Origin of the sequence: Pseudarthrobacter sp. R1 (assembly GCF_024494415.1) — a bacterium.
Lineage (GTDB): Bacteria > Actinomycetota > Actinomycetes > Actinomycetales > Micrococcaceae > Arthrobacter.
In genome coordinates, this window is sequence record NZ_JAMKFI010000009.1 from 429,841 (window position 1) to 450,693 (window position 20,853).

A 20,853-nucleotide genomic window follows, 5' to 3' on the forward strand; every position below is an offset into this window, starting at 1 on the left:
GACTGCACCTAGCTTTTAGGTGCGGTGCCGTGCCTCGGTTTCAGGAGGGGGGAGGGAGCAATTCCTTCCCCCTTTCCTATGCCGTTCAGCACGTCAAGAACTGCCTCTACTGATGAAGTCTTCGCTTCCCAGCCCAGGATCCGGCGGGCCCGGCCGGTGTCCATTACTGGTACCCCCGCCGCCATCTCAACCCAGCCGGAGTCGGTCGGTATCAGCCGGAGCCGCCAGGCGAGGCCCACGGCCTTGTGGAGCAGGCCCATGGGTATGGGGAGGATTCTTTGGGCCCGCACAATCCGGGCAAGTTCCTGGGGTGTGAGTACCGGCTCCGCTGCAATATTAAATGGCCCGGAAGCCCGCTGGTCGATGACCCGCCAGTAGGCTTCCGCCACGTCGTCCGCGTGGACTGCCTGGAAAATCAGGTTGTCCGGAGCGGGCAGCAGCGGAAGCCAGGGCCTTCCTGGCAGGAGCCGGGAAATCAGGGGTCCAAGGAAATACCTGCCGATCTCACTCCCGGCGTCCCGCTGAAAGATGAGCCCGGGGCGAAGCCTTGCGACGGCTATGCCTGGCTCAGCTGCCGCAAACTCGTCCAGCAGCTTTTCCTGCGCCGCCTTGTGCCGGCTGTAATGCGAGCCCGCCATACCCTGCGCAGGCCAGGACTCATCCGAGCGCCGGTCCTTGGGGGCTTTGCTGTAGGCGCCGATTGATGAAGCACAGACAACCTGTTTAACTCCGGCCTTCCCCGCGGCCTCCAGCACATTTGCTGTTCCAGTGACATTGGTCCGATACAGCTGGTCCAGGTCCCGGTTCGGTTGGACCTGCCACGCCAGATGAACCACGGAATCCACTCCTGCCAAAGCCGATTCCAGCTTTGGGCGGTCGCCTTCAAGCCCCACGTCCAACGTGTGCCACTCCACGCCCGCATAAGGCGCCCGGGACGTGTCCGGGAGACGCCTGCTGATTCCCGTCAGGTGCAGGCTTTCCGGCTTCCTGGACAGCTGGCCCTGCAGGTTCCGCAGCAGTGCTGTTCCTGCGTTTCCGCTGGCTCCGATAACGGCGATGCGCATGACAAAGACTCCTTGGCCGGGGGTGTGCGTTCGTCTTACATGCCGAGCCTAATGCCGCGAAGGATTGTTTTATAAGCAACCTTATGATTTCCTATGGCTAAGTCTTGCCGCAGGCTTTCGGAACCAGACCGAGGGAACCAACGACAATGCCCGAATCTTTCGCCGCGCTTGCCGTGGACGTTACGCCTGTCCTTGAGCCGTGCCCGGAACCTTCGAAGGGCAACCGCTCCGCTGCCAAGGCGGGCCGGTTGCGGGAAACCTTCGAAAATGACCTTGTCCTGAGCTATCTGGACCTTGCCGAAGCCCTGGCTGCCCGCTTCGAAGCCAGGGGCCGGGAACGCGCCGACCTGAACCAGGTGGCGTACCTCGGCCTCGTCAAGGCCGCCCGCGGCTTCGACCAGACCAAGGGGGAGAGCTTTCCCGCCTACGCCGCTCCAACCATCGCAGGCGAGTTAAAGCGATACCTGCGAGACCGCACGTGGGTGGTCCGGCCGCCCCGCCACATCCAGGACCTTCGCACCAGGATGTTCCGGGTGGAGCCCGAGCTCGTGCAGTCCCTGGGCAGGAATCCCAGCGTGGCCGAGCTGGCCACGGAGCTGGGAGCGGATGCTGCCGAGGTGCAGGAAGCCATCTCGGCGTCCAGCAGCATGCATCCGGACTCCCTGGACGCGGCGAACGTCCACAGTGACGCTCCCTCGATTGGCGATTTGCTCGCTTGCCCTGAAACGCCCCTGGAACGGCTTGAGGACCTAGCCTGCCTGCGGGAGGCCATGCAGGACCTGGACGCCGCGGACAGGGAATTGCTTTACCGCCGCTATTTCTGTGAGGAGACCCAGGTTCAGTTGGGGAAGCGGCTGGGGATGTCGCAGATGCAGGTTTCGCGCCGGCTGGCACGGGTCCTCGTTGAACTCCAGCGCAGGCTTTTGAACAGTTCCCAGGGAGACGGCGGCCGCGAGGAGCAGGAGCGCCCCACCGGGTCCACCGCTTCTGTGGGCCCCGCCCGCCGTGCTGCCGGCACCGGAGCGTCCAGCAAGAATTCTGCCCGCCGAAGCGGCCCGCGGGCCCGGAGCAGGTAGCCCTGCAAAGCCGTCCTGAGGCGCGGGGAGAAGGCTCCTGACGGGCTGGTCGCAGCATCAGCAGCAGTATCTTGCCTGTTCAAACCCCTGGCCCAGCACGGACGGAAAGACGAGAAAAGCCGCAGCCCCTGTTTAGGAGCAGCAGCAGTGGGGAACAGGGAGGATATGGGAAGCTCCGTATCCTCCAAGCTCCGCGCTGTCCTGTTCGACCGGGACGGGACCCTGGTGGTCGACGTGCCCTACAACGGCGACCCCAGCCTGGTCACCCCAATGCCCGGTGCCAAGGCGGTCCTGGATGCACTTCGTGCCGATGGGATAGCAACCGGAGTCATCAGCAATCAGTCGGGAATCGCCCGCGGCCTGATTACCGCCGCCAACGTGGCGGACGTCAACGCCCGGGTAGAAGAACTCCTGGGCCCCTTTGACGTGTGGGAGGTGTGTCCGCACTCGGAACAGGACGGCTGCGAGTGCCGCAAGCCTGCGCCGGGGATGGTGCAGAGCGCCTGCCGCAAGTTGGGCATCCAGGAATCGGAGGCGGCGCTGATCGGCGACATCGGTGCTGACGTCCTTGCCGCCGAAGCCGCCGGAGCAACCGGGGTCCTGGTACCAACGCCGGTGACCCGGGCCGAGGAAGTGGCCGAGGCCCAGCTCGTGGCCCGGAACCTGGCCGAGGCCGTCTCGCTGCTGTCGGAGCGGCCCTGATGGGCCGCGTCCTGGTGGCACGCCTGGACAGCATGGGCGACGTTCTCCTGGCAGGACCCGCCGTGCGGGCCGTGGCGAACGGACGGATCCCGGACGGCAGCCGGCCAAACCACGTGGTGATGCTCTGCGGCAGGCAGGGCGAGGCAGCGGCGGGCATGTTGCCGGGCGCAGCGGAGGTCTACAGCTGGGACAGCCCCTGGATCATGAACCCTGCGCCGAAGATGACCGGCCCGCACGCGGACAGGCTCATCGAGTACGTTCGGAATTCCAGGATCACCGAAGCGGTCATCCTCACCTCCTTCCACCAGTCACCCCTGCCGCTCGCCCTGCTCCTCCGGCTGGCCGGTGTTGAACGAATCACCGGTGCCTCCACCGACTACGCCGGCTCGTTGCTTGATGTCCGGCTCAAGCCGGGCGAAGACTTCCCGGAGGACCAGCCCGAGGCGGAACGCGCGCTGGGCATCGCGGAGGCGGGAGGATTCCGGCTCCCGGCAGGCGACGACGGAAAACTCCGCCTCGCGTCCGTCCCCAACGTCCGCGGACTGGTGGGTGAGGAACCCTACGTGGTGGTCCACCCGGGGGCCGCCGTCCCCGCCAGGGCATGGCCGCCGCTGCACCACGCAGCCGCCGTCGAACTTCTCCAGGGCGCGGGCCACCGCGTCGTGGTGACCGGCGGTCCCGGCGAAACTTCGTTGACTGCCACCGTCGCCGGGCCATCGGCACTGGACCTTGGCGGGCAGACGGACCTCCACACCCTCGCGGGAGTCATGGCGGGGGCCGACGCCGTAGTCACCGGCAACACCGGTCCCGCCCACCTCGCGGCAGCAGTGGGCACGCCCGTTGCGTGCCTCTTTTCGCCGGTAGTGCCGGCCATCCGGTGGGCGCCGTACGGAGTATCACTTGAGCTGCTCGGCGACCAGAACGCCGCCTGCCGGATGACCCGGGCCCGTGTCTGCCCCGTCCCCGGCCACCCCTGCCTTGACTCCGTTTCACCCGAGGAAGTGGTGGCGGCCGTAGAACGCCTGATCGGCGGAGTCAGCTCCTTCAGTACCCACGTCAGTACCCGTAGAAAGGCCCGCAACAGATGAGAATCCTGCTCTGGCATGTCCACGGTTCCTGGACGGACGCGTTTGTCCGCGGCCGTCATGAGTACCTCCTTCCCGTCCTGCCGGAAGGTGGTGCCTGGGGGCTTGGCCGTGCCGGCAGGGACTGGCCGGCGTCCGTGCGGGAGGTGGACCTGGCGGCGCTGGACGCCGACGCCGTTGACGCCGTCGTTCTTCAACGCCCCGAGGAAATTGACGAAGTTGCCCGTCTGCTGGGCCGGCGGCCCGGCGTTGACCTGCCCGCTGTGTACCTTGAGCACAACACCCCCAAGGGCGATTTCCCCTTCACACGGCATCCGCTCGCGGACCAGCACAGCATCCCCCTGGTGCATGTCACCCATTTCAATAGGCTGGCCTGGGACAACGGGTCAGCCCGCAGCCTGGTGATCGAACACGGAATCCCGGACCCGGGGCAGCTTTATACAGGGGAGCTGCCGGAGCTGGGCGTGGTGGTGAACGAGCCCATCCGCCGGGGGCGCGTCACTGGGACGGACCTGCTGCCCGCCTTCGCCTCCGTAGCGCCGCTTCAGGTCTTCGGCATGAAAACCGACGGCCTGGCCGCCGCCGCCGGGATCGAGGAGTCCCGGCTGACAGCGCGCGGCGACCTCCAGACCCGGGAACTGCACCGGGAACTGGCCCGCTGCCGCGTCTATGTGCATCCCATGCGCTGGACCTCCCTGGGCCTGTCCCTGCTCGAAGCCATGCACCTGGGGATGCCGGTGGTCGCACTGGCAACCACCGAAGCGCCGCGGGCGGTGCCGCCGGAGGCCGGCGCCGTTTCCGCCGATATCGATGAGCTGCTCCGCTGTGCGCGGCGGCTGGTCAACAATCCGGATGAAGCCCGACGGCGGGGCGTTGCCGCCCGGGAGGCGGCACTGGAACGCTACAGCCTGGGCAGGTTCCAGGACCGCTGGGATGAGCTCCTCGCGGACCTGGGCGGCCGGCTCCGGCACTCCGATAACGAACGCCTGGACAGGAAGATCCTTGTTCCGGCGGGAGAGAGGAAGACCCCATGAAAATCTCCATGATTTCCGAGCACGCCAGTCCGCTGGCGGCATTGGGCGGGGTGGACGCCGGCGGGCAGAACGTGCACGTTGCTGCGCTGTCCGAAGCCCTTGCCAAGCGTGGCCACCACGTCACCGTCTACACGCGCCGGGATGCAACGGAGCTTCCGGCGAGGGTCCGCGTGGGGCGCGGCCTGGAGGTGGTCCATGTGGACGCCGGCCCGGCGCGCCATGTTCCCAAGGACGAACTGCTGCCTTACATGGGTGAACTTGCCGACGGCGTGGCCCGGGACTGGGGCCACCGGCCGCCCGACGTGGTCCACGGGCACTTCTGGATGTCCGGCGTCGCCGCCCTGGACGCCGCCCGGCGGCCGGACCAGGGCTACCGGGTGCCCGTCATCCAGACCTTCCACGCACTGGGCACCGTCAAGCGGCGGCACCAGGGCGCTGAGGACACCAGCCCCCTGGAGCGGCGCTGGCTGGAGCCCGGCGTCGGGCGCTCCGTGGACCGGATCGTCGCCACCTGCTCCGATGAGGTCTTCGAGCTCAAGGCCATGGGAATCACCACGGGGAAGATCTCCATCGCCCCCTGCGGCGTGGACCTCGGCTTCTTTTCCGCGGAGGGTCCCGTCGCCGCCCGGAAGCGCACCCACCGCATCCTCTCCGTAGGCCGCCTGGTGCCGCGCAAAGGCGTGGACCTGGTGATCCGGGCGCTCCCCTACCTGCGCGGGGCGGGTTTTGAGGACGTCGAACTCCTGATTGTGGGGGGCGGCGCAGACTCCGGCGCACTCCATTCCGACCCCGAAGTGCGGCGCCTGATGGACCTGGCAGCGGAGTTGGGCGTCGCGGACCAGGTGAGCCTTCAGGGCCAGGTGTCCCGCGCCGAGATGCCCGGGATCTTCCGCAGCGCCGACGCCGTGGTGTGCGCACCCTGGTACGAACCGTTCGGCATCGTCCCGCTGGAGGCAATGGCCTGCGGTGTCCCCGTTGTCGCTGCGGCCGTGGGTGGCCTGCGGGACACTGTGGTGGACCACGGGACAGGCCTGCACGTGCCCCCGCGGGACCCCGAAGCCATCGCATCGGCGCTCGCCCTGCTGCTCGAGGACCCCATCCTGCGGGCGGAGCTTGGCAGTGCGGGGAAGAAGCGTGCCCGCACCCGGTATTCCTGGGACCGGGTGGCGGCCGAAACCGAAAAGGCTTATCAGCTGGCGGTGGCCGGTGCTGCCGCCGGTATCGTCCCGATGGAAGGAGCGGCACTGTGACTCCGGAATCGTCCCTGCGGGAGGCTGACCTGCAAACTTTGGCCACGCCTGCCGCCTTGCCCGCAGTGCTGCCCGGTGCCACCTTTGTGGACGCGGCCAGTGCAGATGCGGTCCGTATCCACCTGGATAACGTGGTACCGGCGCTGGAATCGCTGCGGAGCCAGTCCGGCCGGCTCGCGGCCTGGGGTGTGGAGCTGGCCCAGCGCCTGCTCCGCGGCCAGCGGCTGCTTGCCGCCGGCAACGGCGGTTCAGCAGCGGAGGCCCAGCACCTCACCGCGGAGCTGGTGGGCAGGTTCGACGGCGAGCGGGTTCCGTTTTCCGCCATTTCCCTGCACGCGGAGTCATCAGCGGTGACCGCCATCGCCAACGATTACGGCTACGACGACGTCTTCGCCCGCCAGGTGCGGGCGCATGGCCGGTCCGGGGACGTGCTGATACTGCTGTCCACCAGCGGCAAGAGCCCCAACCTGCTGCGGGCCGCCGAGGTTGCGTCCCGCCTGAACGTGACCACGTGGGCACTCACGGGAGCCGGACCCAATCCGTTGGCTGACGCCTGCGACCAGGCCGTCATGATTGATGCCCTCAACGCCAATGCGCAGGAGGGCCATTTGATCGCCCTCCACGCGATCTGCCGCGCCTTCGACCTGGAAGTAGCACGGCACAGCTCAACGGATGGTGTATGCCTGCAAAACCTGGCCTTGCAGAAGGGGGGTGGCAGGGCATGAGGATCGTTGTGGTCGGTGACGTGATGCTGGACGTGGACCTGTCCGGCGAGGCCACGCGGCTGAGCCCGGACGCACCCGTACCGGTGGTGGACGTTTCCGGTGTCAAGCGCCGTGCCGGCGGAGCAGGGCTGGTGGCCCGGATGCTTGCCGGGGACAACTGGCCCGTCACGCTGGTGACGGTCCTGGGCGATGACGACGCCGGCCGGCAGCTTCAGGCGCATCTCGCAGGAGTGCGGCTCGTGGCAGGGGCGAGTGGCCATGCCTCGCCCGTCAAGACCCGCGTGCGGGCCGGATCGCATCCGGTGGTCCGGTTCGACCAGGGCTGCGAGAAGGCTCCTGTCCCCGATGTCAGCCCTGCCATGCTCCGCGAGGTGGAGAAGGCGGGCGTGATCATCGTTGCCGACTACGGCCGGGGACTGGCGGCCAACCCGCAACTCCGCGAGCTCCTTGCCAGGCTCGCCGGTCACGTGCCCATCGTGTGGGACCCGCATCCTGCCGGGCCGGACCCGGTGCCGGGAGTCGCCGTCGTTACGCCCAACCTGTCCGAGGCCCGGAAAGCCGTGCAGTCACGCGGCCGGAAAGAAAACCGCGCCCCGCAGCATGGCGCGTCTAGGGACGGCGGGAACACTGCTGCGGGCGATCCGGCCGTCGAAGCCGGCGCGGTTCTGCTCAAGGAATGGGGCAGCCGCGCTGTCCTGGTCACCAAGGGTGAACAGGGCGCCGTCCTGTGCCGGCGTGACCAGAGCCCCCAGCCTGTTCCCGCGCCCCGGGTGGAAGCCGGCGATCCCTGCGGTGCCGGCGACCGGCTCGCAGCGAGCCTCGCCGTGCACCTTCTGGCCGGCCGGGACCTTGCCGAAGCCGCGGAACTTGCCGTCCATGACGCCGCAGATTTCCTCGCCAACGGCGGGGTGTCCGCCCTTCCTGATAGCGGCGGGGAGCCCGTGCAGCCAAAGCCGCGGGTCAATGACCCCCTGCTGCTGGCCCGCGCCGTGCGGGAAAACGGCGGCAAGGTAGTGGCCACCGGCGGCTGCTTCGACCTGCTGCACGCCGGGCACGTCCGGTCTTTGGCCGCCGCCCGCAAGCTGGGGGACTGTTTGATCGTCTGCCTGAACTCGGACGATTCCGTACGGCGGCTGAAGGGTCCGGAGCGTCCCATCATCGGTCAGCATGACAGGGCCGAACTGCTCCTGGCCATGGAGTGCGTGGACGCCGTGATGGTCTTCGACGAAGACACACCGGAGGCCGCCCTCGAACGCCTTCGCCCCGACATCTGGGTCAAAGGCGGCGACTACAAGGGTGCCAGCCTGCCCGAGGCCAGCCTGGTGGAGAGCTGGGGCGGCCGTTGCCTCACCGTGCCGTACCACCCGGCCCGTTCCACCACCGGCCTGGCCGACGCCCTCGCAAAGGTCAGCTGAACCCGGGTGGGCTAACCGCCTGGTCATGCCCGCCCAACCCAAGTTTTGTATTCCCCGTTGAAAGGAACACCATGACTGCAGAATCAAACACACCCGGCCGCGTGCTCGTCACCGGAGGTGCCTCCGGACTGGGGGCCGCGGTCGTCGACGCCGTCCTGAAGGCGGGCGGCACTCCGGTGGTCCTGGACCGCGATATCAGCAACGTGTCCGCCGTGAAGGCCTTCGAAGTGGACGTCTCGGACCGGCAGGCAGTGGAGGCCGCCGTACGCGAAGCCGCGGAATCCCTCGGTGGACTTGAGGCAGTGGTCACGGCCGCCGGCATCGACCGCTGCGGCAAGCTCGCCGACGTCGAGGCCCCGGAGTGGGAGAAGGTCATCGGCGTGAACCTGATGGGCACCGTATCCGTGGTGCGCGCAGCGCTGCCGTACCTGAAGTCCTCCCACGGCCGGGTGGTGACTGTCGCTTCCACCCTGGGCAAGCGCGCCGTGGCCGACGCAACGGCGTACTGCGCATCCAAGTTCGGTGTAGTGGGATTCAGCCACGCGCTGGCTGCCGAGACCGGCGGGGAAATCGGCGTGACCACCATGATTCCCGGCGGCATGAAGACGCGCTTCTTCGACGACCGCACAGAGCAGTACAAGCCCCAGGACGATTCGCGGCTCAACGACCCCAACAACGTGGCCCAGGCCATCCTCTTCGCGCTGTCCCAGCCCACCGGGTGCGAGGTCCGCGAAATGCTGATCTGCCACGAGGAAGAGGGCTCCTGGCCCTAAACCGCACATACCACCAGGCCGGAACCGACGGGAGGAATCTCATGCCCACCATTGCCACAGAAACGACTGCACGCCCGGAAGCCGCCGACAGCAACGGCATCACCATCCGGAATCCACGAACCGGTGACGTCCTTTGGACTGTGCCGGAGGCCGAACCGGAAGCAGTATCCCAGGCGGTAGAGGTGGCCCGGAGTGCTGCTGCTGACTGGGCTTCCACTGCGCCGGCCGAGCGGGGTGGGGCACTGCGTGCTGCGGCAAAAGCGCTCGCTGCAGCGGCCCGGGAGCTCGCGGAACTCAACGCCAGTGAAACGGGGCGGCCGGTGGAGGAATCGCTCGCTGGCATCGGCGCCGGGGTTTCCACGCTGGAACAGTACGCGGAGCTGGGGCCCGTCCACCGAGGCCACAGTCTGCGGGGCAACCGGCTCGCCTCCGATTACACCGTGGCCGAGCCCCGCGGCGTGGCCGTCCTGCTGACCCCGTGGAACGATCCTGTTGCGGTGGCATGCGGCCTGATCGGCGCCGCGCTGGCCACCGGCAACACCGTGGTGCACAAACCAAGCGAGCGGTGCCCGCGGCTGGGTGAGGCCCTGGGCGAAGTCCTGGCGCCAGCCTTTCCGCCCGGCGTTTTCCAGACGATTTCGGGCGGCGCCGGCGTTGGTGCACTTCTGGCCCAGTCCGGTGTGGACGTCATCGCGCACGTGGGCTCCAGTGCGGCCGGCGCCCGGATCGCCAGGGCCGGAGCGCTGACGGGTGCCCACGTCATCCGGGAGAACGGCGGAAATGATCCGCTGCTGGTGGACCGGGACGTTGACCCGCTATGGGCGGCCGGGCAGGCGGCGATTGGTGCCTTCAGCAACAGCGGCCAGATCTGCGTAGCCGTTGAGCGGATTTACGTCCATGAGGACATCGCCGCAGAGTTCTGTGCAGCCTTGGAAACCGAAGCGGCTGTGCGTAACGGCAACGGGTCAGTGGCCCCGCTGGTGGATCGAAGGATGCGGGATGAGGTCCACGCGCAGGTCACTGACGCCCTGAGGCAGGGTGCGCATGCCGTCGAAGGCGGTGCCCTCCTTGACGGCCCGGGCTCCTTCTACCCCGCCACCGTGCTGCTTGAATGCACGGACCGGATGCAGGTCATGACGGAGGAAACTTTTGGACCGGTTGCCCCCGTGCAGGTGGTGAAATCGTTCGACGACGGGCTCCGCCTGGCATGCAGCGGCAGGTACGGCCTGGCTGCCACCGTCCTCAGCAACAACATCGCCCACATCCAGCGGGCAGTCGCTGCCCTCCCGGTGGGAACGGTGAAGATCAACGAAGTGTTCGGCGGCGCCCCCGGCGGTGCTGCCCAGCCGCGCGGCGAAAGCGGCGCGGGCTTCGGTTACGGCCCGGAACTCCTGGACGAGTTCACCCGGGTCAAAGTGGTGCACATTGCCGCGCCGCCGGCCGCAGCCCCTGACCCGGCGGCGGATGCGGAATCCGCGGCTGAACAGCAGGACGAGTCATGAGCCTGTCACCAGAGAACCTGCCCGCCGAAACCGCCGACCTCCCGGTTGAGCCTGCCGACGTGGACCTTTCCAGCCAGCGGGCGCTCTCCGAATGGTTGCCAGGGCGACTGGCCGCGGAAGAGCCGGCAATCCTGGTAATCGGCGACCTGATGCTGGACGGCTGGTGGAGCGGCAGCATCGAACGGCTGTGCCGGGAAGCCCCTGCCCCGGTGGTGGACGTGCAAACCCGGGAGTCCGTTCCCGGCGGAGCCGCCAATACCGCCATGAACCTGGCAGCCCTAGGTGCCCGGGTCTCCGTGGCAGGCATCATCGGAACCGACGACGCCGGCATAGACCTGCGCAGCCAGCTGGTGGATGCAGGCATCGATGTCAGCCACCTGCACAGCCACCCCGACATGGTGACCACCACCAAGATCCGCATCAGCAGCGGCGGGCAGGTGATGCTTCGCATCGACGACTCCGCCAAGGCGGTGCCGGCCGAGGCGCTGGCCACACTGGCTGCTTCCGTGCGTGCCGCCGTCGACCAGCAGGACGCCGTGCTGGTCTGCGATTACGGCAACGGGGTGCTGGCGGATCCGGTCCGGGCGAGCCTGGTGGATGCCCTCGCCGGCCCGGCTGCTGGCGAAGACCGTCCGTTGCTGGTGGTCGATTCGCACGACCCCCGGCCCTGGGCGCCGCTCCGCCCGGACCTGGTAACCCCGAACGCGCAGGAAACCGCGCGCATGCTGGACCTGCGGCTTCCCGACGGGCAGGACAGGGTGGCCGAGGTAAGCAAACACGCCGATGCGCTGCTGGAAGCCACGGGCGCCGGAGCCGTGGTGGTCACCCTGGACCGCGACGGCACCGTCCTGCTAAGGCCCGACGGCGTGACGCACCGAACGTGGGCCCGCCCGGCCGCGGAAAAGCAGGCCTCCGGTGCAGGTGACACCTTCGTGGCGGCGCTGACCCTGGCGCGCGCTGCCGGGCTGCCGTTGACGGCGAGCCTGGACCTGGCGCAGTCGGCCGCGGACGTGGTGGTGCACCAGCCGGGCACGTCCGTTTGCAGTACAGGCCAGCTCAGCCGGTACCTCAAGGCCTTCGCCGATACTGCCCTGGGTGCGGACGAGCTGCAGCGGCAACTGGAGCTGCACCGGGCCCAGGGCCAGCGGATCGTGCTGACCAACGGCTGCTTCGATGTGCTGCACAGCGGCCACACCCGCTACCTCAACCAGGCGAAACAGCTGGGGGACGTGCTGGTGGTGGCGCTTAACAGCGACGACTCGGTCCGCAAGCTTAAGGGAGCCGGCCGCCCCATCAACGGCGTGGCGGACCGGGCCGCGGTGGTGGCGGCACTGAGCTGCGTGGATTACGTAACCGTCTTTGACACTCCCACCGCGGCCCCGCTCATCACGCAGCTCCGGCCCGAGGTTTATGCCAAGGGCGGGGACTACACCCCGGAAATGCTCGCCGAGACGCCGGCAGTAGAGGAGTACGGCGGCCGGGTGGCCATCCTGGACTACGTGGCAGAACGGTCCACCACTGCCGTGGTCAAGCGGATCCGGGAGGGCGAAGGGGCTGTGCCTGGCAGCTGAGGTGCGGAGCACCGGGATGCACCAATTAGGGTTGCAGTATGACTGAAGCGCGGCACGGGTAATGGCAAAACGCGGCAGGTCTGGTGGCCGGAACGGCATGCGCCCGGTGGCAGGAGTGGTGGAGGTTCCCGCTGGAGCACGGCCCAGTGGACCAGTTGAAGGCGTCTATTACATTGACACCGGGGACTGCGAGCTGATCGCGGACCAGGACAACTCCACTGGCTGGCTCCTGAAGATCAACGGCGTGATGAGTTCCCACATCGACCTCGCCGACCCGCTGTTCCTGGACTTCGAGTACATGCGCTGGATGGCGGCGCTGATCGAGTCGCGCTGGCCGCCGTCGGGAACGTCGGAAACCAAGCCGAAGCTCCGCGGCCTGCATCTGGGCGGCGGCGCCTGCTCCCTGGCCCGCTACTTCCACGCTGTCTATCCGGACGCCCGGCAGGTGGTGGTGGAGCTGGACGGCAAGCTGGCCGAGTACGTCCGCGGCTGGTTCGACCTGCCCAAGGCGCCGCTGCTTCGCCTGCGGGTGGGGGAGGCCCGCGAGGTCACCGAGACCCTGACTGCCGAGACACGGGACTTCATCATCCGGGACGTTTTCGCCGGTGCCCTGACCCCGCGCCCGCTGACCACGGCCGAGTTCACCCGGCACGTCAGGCGGGTCCTCGCGCCCGGCGGGCTGTACGTGGTGAACTCCGGGGACGCGCCGGACCTGAGGAACGCCAGGCAGGACGCCGCCACCATCGCGGCTGCCTTCAAGCACACCATGATCATCGCCGACCCGGCCATGCTGAAGGGGCGCCGCTACGGAAACATGGTCATGGCCGGCAGCGATACCCCGTTCGCTGACGACCCCCAACTTGCGCGCCGGCTCCTGGGCGGCGCCGTTCCGGCGCACCTGTGGGACGACACCCAGGTGCGGGCCTTTGCGGCCGGATCACCTGTGAGGCACGACCCGCCCGGTAATTAGCTCAATCACCGGAACCCCGGCCCAGCAGCTTCTCCCGGTGCTCCGCCATCTGTTCCCGCAGCGCGTGCACTACCGCCGCCACCGCAGGCCGCCGCAGCGAGTCCGGCCGGAGCACCATCCAGTACGGCAGCAGTTCGGCGATCTCTGAGGGCAGCAGGCGGACCAGGTCATCGTGGAGGTCGCCCATGAAGCAGGGCAGGAAACCGATGCCGGCGCCGGCGCGGGTTGCTTCCACGTGGACAAAGACGTTGGTGGAGGTGAGGCCGTCGCGCATCCCGGGGACCAGGCGGCGGGGCGCGTCAAGGTCATCCACCTGCAGCATGGAATCAACGAAGTAGACCAGCGGGTGGTCGTTGAGTTCGGCCACGGTGGCGGGCGTGCCGTGCTCCTCCAGGTAGGCGCGCGAGGCATACATGCCCAGCATGTAGTCACCCAGCCGCACCGCCTCGGCCCGGTGCACCTGCGGTTCGCCCACCACCACTTCAATGTCCAGTCCGGAGCGCTGCTGCAGCGCCCGCCGGGTCATGGTCACCACCTCAACGCTCAGCCCCGGATGATCGCGGCGCAGCCGGGCGACGGCAGGGGCGGCGATATAGGCGCTGAAGCCATCTGTCGCCGTCATCCGGACGACGCCGGTAATCGGGTCGGGTGCCTTTCCGGCCGCTCCCAGCGTGCCCACTACCGCTTCCACCTGTTCGGCGACCTGCACGGCCCGGGCTCCGAGGTCAGTCAGTTCCCACCCTCCGGTGGCACGCGCCAGGACCCGGCCGCCGAGCGCCTTTTCAAGGGCTGCTATCCGGCGCGAGACGGTGGTGTGGTTCAGCCCCAAGGCCTGGGCCGCCGTCGTGTACTTAGCGGAGCGGGAAACCGCGAGCAGTACCAGCAAGTCATCGGGGTTGGCTTTCATATCTGCAATTCTGCATGCACTTGGTGCTTGATTAGTCATTGAAGGTGCATGTCTGTGCAGTAATACTCAGTGGGAAACACCCGAGGGGATTGCTATGGAAAACACTTTGAATGGCCGCAAGGCATTGGTCACCGGCGGTGCAAGCGGCATCGGCGCCGCCTGCGTCCGGGAACTGGCCGCCCGTGGAGCGAAAGTGGTGGTGGCCGACGTCGACGCCGCCGGCGCCGCCGAGCTCGCCGACGAGGTGGGCGGCACCTCCTGGGCCGTTGACCTGCTGGACGTTGACTCGCTCGCCACCCTGAGCCTGGACTGCGACATCCTGGTGAACAACGCCGGAATCCAGCGCATCAGTCCCATTGAGGAATTCGACCCGGTGGAGTTCCGCCGGATCATCGCCCTGATGCTGGAGGCTCCGTTCCTGCTGATCCGGGCTGCCCTGCCGCACATGTACACCAGCGGGTTCGGCCGGATCATCAACCTGTCCTCCGTGCACGGCATCCGGGCCTCACCGTTCAAGAGTGCCTATGTTTCGGCAAAGCACGGCCTGGAAGGGCTAAGCAAGGTCACAGCGCTCGAAGGCGGGGACCACGGGGTGACCTCCAACTGCATCAACCCGGGATATGTGCGCACGCCCCTGGTGGAGAAGCAGCTCGCGGACCAGGCCCAGGTGCACGGCATTCCGGAGTCCGAGGTGCTGGCCAAGGTCATGCTCACCGAGTCGGCCATCAAGCGGCTGGTGGAGCCTGAGGAAGTCGCTTCGCTGGTGGCCTGGCTGGCCTCGGACCACGCCGGCATGGTGACCGGTGCCAGCTACACCATGGACGGCGGCTGGTCGGCGCGGTAGTTCCGCCCGAGGAGGCACGGAGTTTTTGTCCAGATATGCAGGCTGAGGGCCAGCGCTGAAGCCTGCACATCTGGACAAAAACTCAATCCAACTTTTTGAGCTGCCGGTGGTCGTAGAAGAAGACGCCCTCGGCGGTGTCCACGCCCGCGGACAAGCCCTGCAGGAACACCACCACTCCCTCACGGCGGCCCTTGAAGGGGTCGTCTGCCACTACTGCGTCACCGATCCTGTAAGGGGACCGTGGGGCGAAGGGCTTCACGACGCGGCTCCAGGTTTGCGCCGCGGCGGAGGCCAAGGTTACCGGCTGTCCCATGCTGGACAGGTCCTGGACAAGAGGTTTGACCATGCGTACCAACTCCTTGCGGGCGGCAAGCCGCTCATTGGCGGTGCAGGTAATCCGGAACGCTCCCAGCGGAGGACGGCCCTCCCATTCCGGCTGGCACCTTACGCCTAAGCTATGCGCTATTCACATCAGTCACACCAGTAACATGTACTCGCTTTTCTGAGGCCCCCATACTCGCTCCGGTTGACTACCTGAGGAGTGCCGGGTGAACCCTTCGGGTTGCTCCCGTTATTCGGTCAAGGCTGCCCTTTGATGATGTCGTCAGCGTTTTCGAAAGCCCACGCCACCAAGGGAACGAGCAGCGCGCTCAGCTCATAGCCGCGCCCGGTCAGGCTGTAGTCCACCCGCGGCGGAATGACGGGCTGGGCCGTGCGCGTGACAAGCCCATCACGCTCCAGGGTCTTGAGGGTTTGGGCCAGCATTTTCTCGCTGATGCCCTCTGCCCGCCGCCGCAAGTCGCTCCAGCGCTGCTCGCCTTCGGACAGTGCCAGCAGGATCAGTACACCCCATTTGCTGGTGATGTGGTCCAGAACGGTGCGGCTGGGGCAGCCGGCCGGGAAAACGCCGTCGGCAAGGGCAGCCGGAAGGGGTGCTGCGGATTTAGTAAAAGTCTGGGCACTAACTTTCATGTAAGTACCTTACCTGAAAGTGCGTACTCTCTTTCGGGAAGTAATCAGGGAAGGGCGTGGTTGTGCTCCGTGACAGACCCCGAATGGAAGGAAAATCATGACCATCGTTATCACCGGAGCAACCGGACAACTGGGCCGCCACGTCGTCAAGGCCCTGCTGGAGCGGAACGTTCCCGCCGGGGAGATCGTGGCCGCGGGCCGTTCCGTCGAAAAGATCGCAGACCTTGCCGAACGCGGCGTCCAGGTCAGGACAATGGACTACGCCGATGCAGCCTCCGTGGCGGAGGCCTTGAAGGGCGCCCGCAAGGTGCTCCTTATCTCGGGCAGCGAGGTTGGGCAGCGGGTGGAGCAGCACCGGACCGTCATTGAGGCGGCGAAGGCTGAGGGTGTTGAGCTGGTGGCGTACACCAGCATCGCGAACGCGGATACCACCGGGATGAAGCTGGCAGCCGAGCACCAGGCAACGGAGGCCATCCTGCAGGAATCCGGCGTTCCGTTCGTCCTGCTGCGCAATGGCTGGTACCTCGAGAACTACACCGACCAGCTGCCCGGCACCCTCGCGCAGGGCGCCATCGCAGGCAGCGCGGGAGAGGGGCGTGTCAGCGCAGCTTCCCGCGCAGACTATGCCCACGCGGCTGCTGCAGTGCTGGTTGCCGGCAACCAGGCCGGCAGGATCTACGAGCTGGGCGGCGATGAACCGTTCACCATGGCTGACCTTGCGGCCGAGATCAGCGCCGCGGCCGGCACGCACGTTTCCTACCAGGACCTCCCGCCGCAGGAATACGCCGGAATGTTGACCGGCTTCGGAGTTCCCGAGGCGTTCGCGGAAATCCTCGCCGACTCCGATCTGGGCATCGCCCGCGGTGACCTCCTGGTGAGCTCGGGCGACCTGCGAAAGCTGATTGGGCGCCCGGCCACTTCGTTGGCAGAGGCGGTTCGTTCGGCCGCTGCCACTGCGTAGCAGAACTGTCCGTTCGACCGCTGTGTTCCAGGGCTGACCCGCAGCAGCGGGTCAGCCCTGGGGGCCCCGTCCTCCCTCCGGGGACTATTACTTGCTGCCGGGGACTGCGGTGACCACCGGCAGGGGCGAGGTCTCGTCCACGAGGTCGGCACGTCGTCGTCCGTCTCCCTTGACCCACAGACGGTAGGCAAGGACTAGAAGCGCCAGCCAGGCCCCGCCAACGTAGAGCGCGATCCTGGTGTCCTCGAATGCGCCCAGCACGGCGATCACCAGCGCCATGAAGGCAATAGTGAGCAGGGACGCCGCGGGCCACAAAGGCGACGGGAATTCCGACGCCGGCAGGCCGGTACGCGCGATTTCCCGCTTCATGGCCACGTGGGAGGCCAGGATCATGACCCACACCCAGACAGTGGCAAACGTGGCGATCGAGGCGATGAGGATGAAGACGTTCTCGGGAATTACGGCGTTCAGGATGACTCCGACAAGGAGGATCCCGGCCATCATCACTACGGTCATCCAGGGCACGCCGTGCCGGGATACCTTGCCGAAGGCGGCGGGAGCGTGGCCTTGCCGGGAGAGTCCGAAGAGGATGCGGCCCGCGCCGAAGATGTCGCTGTTGATGGCGGAGAGGGCCGCCGTGATCACCACGGCGTTCAGGATGTGCGGCGCTGCCGGGATGCCAAGCCCGCTGAAGATCTGCACGAAGGGGCTGCCGTTGCTGCCGATTTCATTCCACGGGAAGAGGCTCATGAGCACACCCAGGGTCAAGACGTAGAACAACAGGACGCGCACCGGGACGGTATTGACTGCCTTGGGGATGACCTTCTTCGGGTTGGCGGCCTCACCGGCCGTGATGCCCAGCGTCTCGATACCGCCAAAGGCGAACATCACCACCGCGAAGGATGCCAGCAGGCCTTCGAAGCCGAACGGGAAGAATCCGCCATGGTCCACAAGGTTTCCAAGACCCGGCGCAACAGTTGAGCCGCCGGCCTGGAAGCCGAACGCGATAATGGCTGCGCCGCCGGCGATCATGGCGATGATGGCCACCACCTTGATCAGCGAGAACCAGAACTCCAGCTCGCCGAAGACTTTGACGCTGAGGAGGTTCAATGCGGCGAGGAAGAAGATGATGGCCAGGATCCAGACCCAGCGCTCCACCTGGGGGAACCAGAAGCCCATGTAGATACTGAAGGCTGTAACGTCCGCGATGGCGACGATGGCCATTTCGAAGACGTAGGTCCAGCCGGTGACGAAGCCTGCCAGGGGACCAAGGTAGCGGCTCGCATACTGGCCAAAGGAGCCGGAGACGGGATGCCGTACGGCCATCTCGCCCAAGGCCCGCATCACCATAAACACTGCCGCGCCGCCAATGATGTAGGCCAGCAGGACAGCTGGTCCGGCTTTCTGGATTGCGGAGGCGGAACCATAGAAAAGGCCTGTGCCGATTGCGGAGCCCAGGGCCATGAACCGGATGTGGCGCACGTTCAGTCCGCGGTTGAGGACGCTTCCGACGGCGGCTGCGGGCGCCTGTTTTCCGGCCGGACTTTTGGTCCGGGCAGGGCTGGGTGCTGGTTGCATACAAATACCTTCTCGTCTTTGGGAGGGGAGCCGCTAACCAGCAGACCACTTTCGGAAGCGAGGTGATGAGTCTCACGGGGCGTTGGTGTCTTTGATTTCAGACGACGTGCTGTTTCAGCTTTTCCGGTTCGGCGCGGTACAACCCTTGACTCGATGGTGGGTTTTCCATAGTTTGAGGGGCCCGCCGTTGAGTCCGGCGAATGACGCTGGACGGAAACTGCTTGAGGACGGGTTCAAGTACCCGCAGCCTGAAGGAGATTGACCATGAAAGCCATCGTGCAGGACGTTTATGGATCGCCCGACGTACTTGAGCTGCGGGATGTCGCCGCGCCGGTGCCCCGCGAGGGCGAGGTACTGATCCGTGTGAGGGCGGCAGGCGTTGACCAAGGCGTGTGGCACCTGATGACTGGGCTGCCGTATCTGGTCCGGCTCTTCGGTTACGGCTTGAAGAGGCCCCAGGTTCCCGTGCGGGGCCGGGAAGTGGCGGGCGTTGTGGAAGCGGTGGGTGCCGGAGTAACCCGCTTCTCTGCCGGTGACGAGATCTACGGAACCTGCGAAGGATCCTTCGCGGAGTACGTCTGCGCGAAGGAGGACAAGGTGGCCCGGAAGCCAACGAACCTCTCGTTTGAGGAAGCGGCTGTGGCGCCCATCTCCGCGGTCACCGCCCTTCAGGCTGTCCGGGATGCCGGCGGTGTCACCGTGGGCCAAAGGGTGCTTATCATCGGAGCCGGCGGGGGAGTTGGCTCCTTTGCGGTCCAACTGGCCAAGGCTTTTGGAGCAGAAGTCACAGGAGTGTGCAGTACCGGCAAGGTGGAGCTGGTCCGGTCCCTTGGCGCTGATGCAGTCATCGATTACACCAAGTCCGATATTGCAGGGTCTGGGGTCCTGTACGACGTCATCCTGGACACGGCCGGCAACCGCCCGCTGTCCGTCCTGCGGCGGGTTCTGGCGCCGAAGGGCACGGTGGTGATCGTGGGAGGCGAAGGGGGTGGCAAGCTGACCGGCGGCTTTGAACGGTCCCTTGTGGCTCCCTTTGCATTTCTGTTCTCGGGGCAGAAGTTCAAGGGGCTGGTTTCGAAGGAAACGTACCTGGATCTCGAGGCCCTCACCTCGCTGATCGAGGCCGGCAGCGTGAAGCCGGCCGTTGATAAGGTCTTTCCCCTTGCTGAAGCTCCCGCCGCCATTACCTATCTGCACGAGGGGCGGGCGCGGGGCAAGGTTGCAGTCACGGTCTGAATGGACGGCGAGCTTGCCGCGCTCACGCCTGACGTGCCGCAGGCTTTGCCGTCTGCGACTGTCGTACCCCCTCGCCATGATGAAGGTATGGAAAGTCCGGAGGTATTACGCGAGTTGGTGGAGGCTTTCTGTGTCTGCGCCTGAGCTGCTGCCGTCCCTGGCTTTGCCGTCCGACAATGTCAGACCCCCTCGCCATGATGGGGGTATGGATACGAACCCGGCAGTGGTGCAGGCGGAGGCGGCCGTTGCGGCTGCTGTCGCTGCGTTTATGGCGGTGCTCGCTGGTGGCGATACTGCTGCATTAGGTGGTGCTGATCCGGGGTACGCGGTTGCGCTTGATGATCGGTTGCAGCGGGTTGCTGATGGGGCTTTGGATGTTCTGGCCGCGGTGGCGCGGTCGGAAGCGAAACTCCCTGGTGGCCGAGGTGGGGTGTGTGCTGGCGATCGGTGACCGGGCCGCCGGTGCCTTGCTCGCCGATTCCCATGCCCTGACCACGTTCCTGCCCCGGACCTTGGCGGCACTGCATGCCGGGGCGATGTCCTGGGCGCACGCCCGGGCCATGGTGGACCAGACCGCGAGCCTTGACCCTGCCGGAGCCGCGGCGTTGGAGGCGCACTTCCTGGACCCGGTCCTGGACCCGGGCACGCCGAGACCGGCCGCAGCCGCCAGGGTCGGGGAGATGCCGGCGTACCGGTTCAAGGCCAAGGCCCGGGCCTGGCGGGAACGTCATCATCCGGAGAGCCTGGAGACGCGGCATGCCAAGAGTGTGGCGGACCGGCGGGTCGAGTTCTGGCCGGACAACGACGGGATGGGCTGGGTCGCCGCCTGCCTGCCCGCGGGCCAGGCGTCCGCGATCTGGGACCGGCTCACCACCCTCTCCCGGGGGATGCAGGGACCGGATGAACCCCGCACCCTGACCCAGCTCCGGGCCGACAACTTCGCCTCGGGGCTCCTCACCACCGGGCCCGGCGTCAGCGCCGGAAACAGTTCCAGCAACGGCGCCGGAAACATTTTTGGCAACGGCGGGGCCAACAGTGCCCACAGCGCCGGTGGCGGCGGCGAGGAAACCGGCCCCGGGCAGGGATCTTCGATCCGGGCACAGGTGCTGGTCACCGTGCCCGTGTTCTCCCTGCTGGGCCTGACCGACGAACCGGCGATGCTGGACGGGTCCGGACCTATCCCGGCGT

20 protein-coding genes are annotated in these 20,853 nt (G+C 67.0%); 15 read left to right on the top strand and 5 right to left on the bottom strand.

Annotation, left to right across the window (positions count from 1 at the left end; translation table 11 throughout):
* Positions 1-8: 8 nt before the first annotated feature.
* Complete coding sequence (locus M8J71_RS19260; RefSeq protein ID WP_256249408.1) at positions 9-1,064, bottom strand: NAD-dependent epimerase/dehydratase family protein; 1,056 nt, start codon at positions 1,062-1,064, stop codon at positions 9-11.
* Between the two features lie 146 nt (positions 1,065-1,210).
* Between M8J71_RS19260 and M8J71_RS19265 the strand changes: the two genes are divergently transcribed.
* From M8J71_RS19265 to M8J71_RS19315, 11 genes are all read left to right on the top strand, one after another.
* Positions 1,211-2,140 carry a sigma-70 family RNA polymerase sigma factor gene (locus M8J71_RS19265; protein ID WP_256249409.1) on the top strand — a complete coding sequence of 310 codons (930 nt, stop codon included), beginning with the start codon at positions 1,211-1,213 and terminating at the stop codon, positions 2,138-2,140.
* Between the two features lie 165 nt (positions 2,141-2,305).
* Positions 2,306-2,842, top strand: a complete 537-nt coding sequence (locus M8J71_RS19270) for a D-glycero-alpha-D-manno-heptose-1,7-bisphosphate 7-phosphatase (RefSeq protein WP_256249410.1) — start codon at positions 2,306-2,308, stop codon at positions 2,840-2,842.
* On the top strand, positions 2,842-3,930 hold the full coding sequence (locus tag M8J71_RS19275) for a glycosyltransferase family 9 protein (RefSeq protein ID WP_256249411.1): 1,089 nt from the start codon (positions 2,842-2,844) through the stop codon (positions 3,928-3,930). Before M8J71_RS19270 ends, M8J71_RS19275 begins: the two co-directional genes overlap by 1 nt.
* Positions 3,927-4,961: a glycosyltransferase gene (locus tag M8J71_RS19280; RefSeq protein ID WP_256249412.1), complete on the top strand. Its 1,035-nt coding sequence runs from the start codon at positions 3,927-3,929 to the stop codon at positions 4,959-4,961. The genes M8J71_RS19275 and M8J71_RS19280 overlap by 4 nt, the downstream gene beginning before the upstream one ends.
* The gene (locus tag M8J71_RS19285; protein ID WP_256249413.1) at positions 4,958-6,211 is read left to right on the top strand and encodes a glycosyltransferase; all 1,254 of its coding nucleotides are present in this window, start codon (positions 4,958-4,960) and stop codon (positions 6,209-6,211) included. The genes M8J71_RS19280 and M8J71_RS19285 overlap by 4 nt, the downstream gene beginning before the upstream one ends.
* Positions 6,208-6,936: a D-sedoheptulose-7-phosphate isomerase gene (locus M8J71_RS19290; RefSeq protein WP_256249414.1), complete on the top strand. Its 729-nt coding sequence runs from the start codon at positions 6,208-6,210 to the stop codon at positions 6,934-6,936. The genes M8J71_RS19285 and M8J71_RS19290 overlap by 4 nt, the downstream gene beginning before the upstream one ends.
* Complete coding sequence (locus M8J71_RS19295) at positions 6,933-8,351, top strand: PfkB family carbohydrate kinase (RefSeq protein ID WP_256249415.1); 1,419 nt, start codon at positions 6,933-6,935, stop codon at positions 8,349-8,351. The genes M8J71_RS19290 and M8J71_RS19295 overlap by 4 nt, the downstream gene beginning before the upstream one ends.
* A 71-nt stretch (positions 8,352-8,422) precedes the next feature.
* On the top strand, positions 8,423-9,124 hold the full coding sequence (locus M8J71_RS19300; protein ID WP_256249416.1) for an SDR family oxidoreductase: 702 nt from the start codon (positions 8,423-8,425) through the stop codon (positions 9,122-9,124).
* A gap of 41 nt (positions 9,125-9,165) precedes the next feature.
* A complete protein-coding gene (locus M8J71_RS19305) occupies positions 9,166-10,626 on the top strand; it encodes an aldehyde dehydrogenase family protein (protein ID WP_256249417.1) in 1,461 nt (486 codons plus the stop codon).
* Entirely contained in the window at positions 10,623-12,197 is a 1,575-nt protein-coding gene (rfaE2, locus tag M8J71_RS19310; protein WP_256249418.1) for a D-glycero-beta-D-manno-heptose 1-phosphate adenylyltransferase, read from the top strand. The genes M8J71_RS19305 and rfaE2 overlap by 4 nt, the downstream gene beginning before the upstream one ends.
* Positions 12,198-12,258: 61 nt before the next feature.
* Positions 12,259-13,167 carry a spermidine synthase gene (locus M8J71_RS19315; protein ID WP_256249419.1) on the top strand — a complete coding sequence of 303 codons (909 nt, stop codon included), beginning with the start codon at positions 12,259-12,261 and terminating at the stop codon, positions 13,165-13,167.
* Position 13,168: 1 nt separating this feature from the next.
* Here M8J71_RS19315 and M8J71_RS19320 read toward each other — a convergent pair whose 3' ends face one another.
* Entirely contained in the window at positions 13,169-14,074 is a 906-nt protein-coding gene (locus tag M8J71_RS19320) for a LysR family transcriptional regulator (RefSeq protein ID WP_256249420.1), read from the bottom strand.
* Positions 14,075-14,168: 94 nt separating this feature from the next.
* Here M8J71_RS19320 and M8J71_RS19325 point away from each other — a divergent pair, with 94 nt between their 5' ends.
* The gene (locus M8J71_RS19325) at positions 14,169-14,918 is read left to right on the top strand and encodes a 3-hydroxybutyrate dehydrogenase (RefSeq protein ID WP_256249421.1); all 750 of its coding nucleotides are present in this window, start codon (positions 14,169-14,171) and stop codon (positions 14,916-14,918) included.
* An 82-nt stretch (positions 14,919-15,000) separates the two neighbouring features.
* On the opposite strand, the gene M8J71_RS19330 is transcribed toward M8J71_RS19325, so the two are convergent.
* Positions 15,001-15,264 carry a hypothetical protein gene (locus M8J71_RS19330; protein WP_163164844.1) on the bottom strand — a complete coding sequence of 88 codons (264 nt, stop codon included), beginning with the start codon at positions 15,262-15,264 and terminating at the stop codon, positions 15,001-15,003.
* Between the two features lie 233 nt (positions 15,265-15,497).
* A complete protein-coding gene (locus M8J71_RS19335; protein ID WP_256249422.1) occupies positions 15,498-15,890 on the bottom strand; it encodes a winged helix-turn-helix transcriptional regulator in 393 nt (130 codons plus the stop codon).
* A gap of 97 nt (positions 15,891-15,987) precedes the next feature.
* Between M8J71_RS19335 and M8J71_RS19340 the strand changes: the two genes are divergently transcribed.
* Complete coding sequence (locus tag M8J71_RS19340; protein WP_256249423.1) at positions 15,988-16,851, top strand: SDR family oxidoreductase; 864 nt, start codon at positions 15,988-15,990, stop codon at positions 16,849-16,851.
* An 87-nt stretch (positions 16,852-16,938) separates the two neighbouring features.
* Here the strand turns inward: M8J71_RS19340 and M8J71_RS19345 are convergent, their stop codons facing one another.
* Positions 16,939-18,429, bottom strand: coding sequence for an amino acid permease (locus M8J71_RS19345; RefSeq protein ID WP_256249424.1), 1,491 nt, complete (start codon positions 18,427-18,429; stop codon positions 16,939-16,941).
* A 264-nt stretch (positions 18,430-18,693) separates the two neighbouring features.
* Here M8J71_RS19345 and M8J71_RS19350 point away from each other — a divergent pair, with 264 nt between their 5' ends.
* On the top strand, positions 18,694-19,665 hold the full coding sequence (locus tag M8J71_RS19350; RefSeq protein WP_256249425.1) for an NAD(P)-dependent alcohol dehydrogenase: 972 nt from the start codon (positions 18,694-18,696) through the stop codon (positions 19,663-19,665).
* 434 nt (positions 19,666-20,099) lie between these two features.
* The coding region (locus M8J71_RS19355) for a DUF222 domain-containing protein (protein WP_374114869.1) at positions 20,100-20,853 on the top strand (754 nt) is incomplete at its 3' end.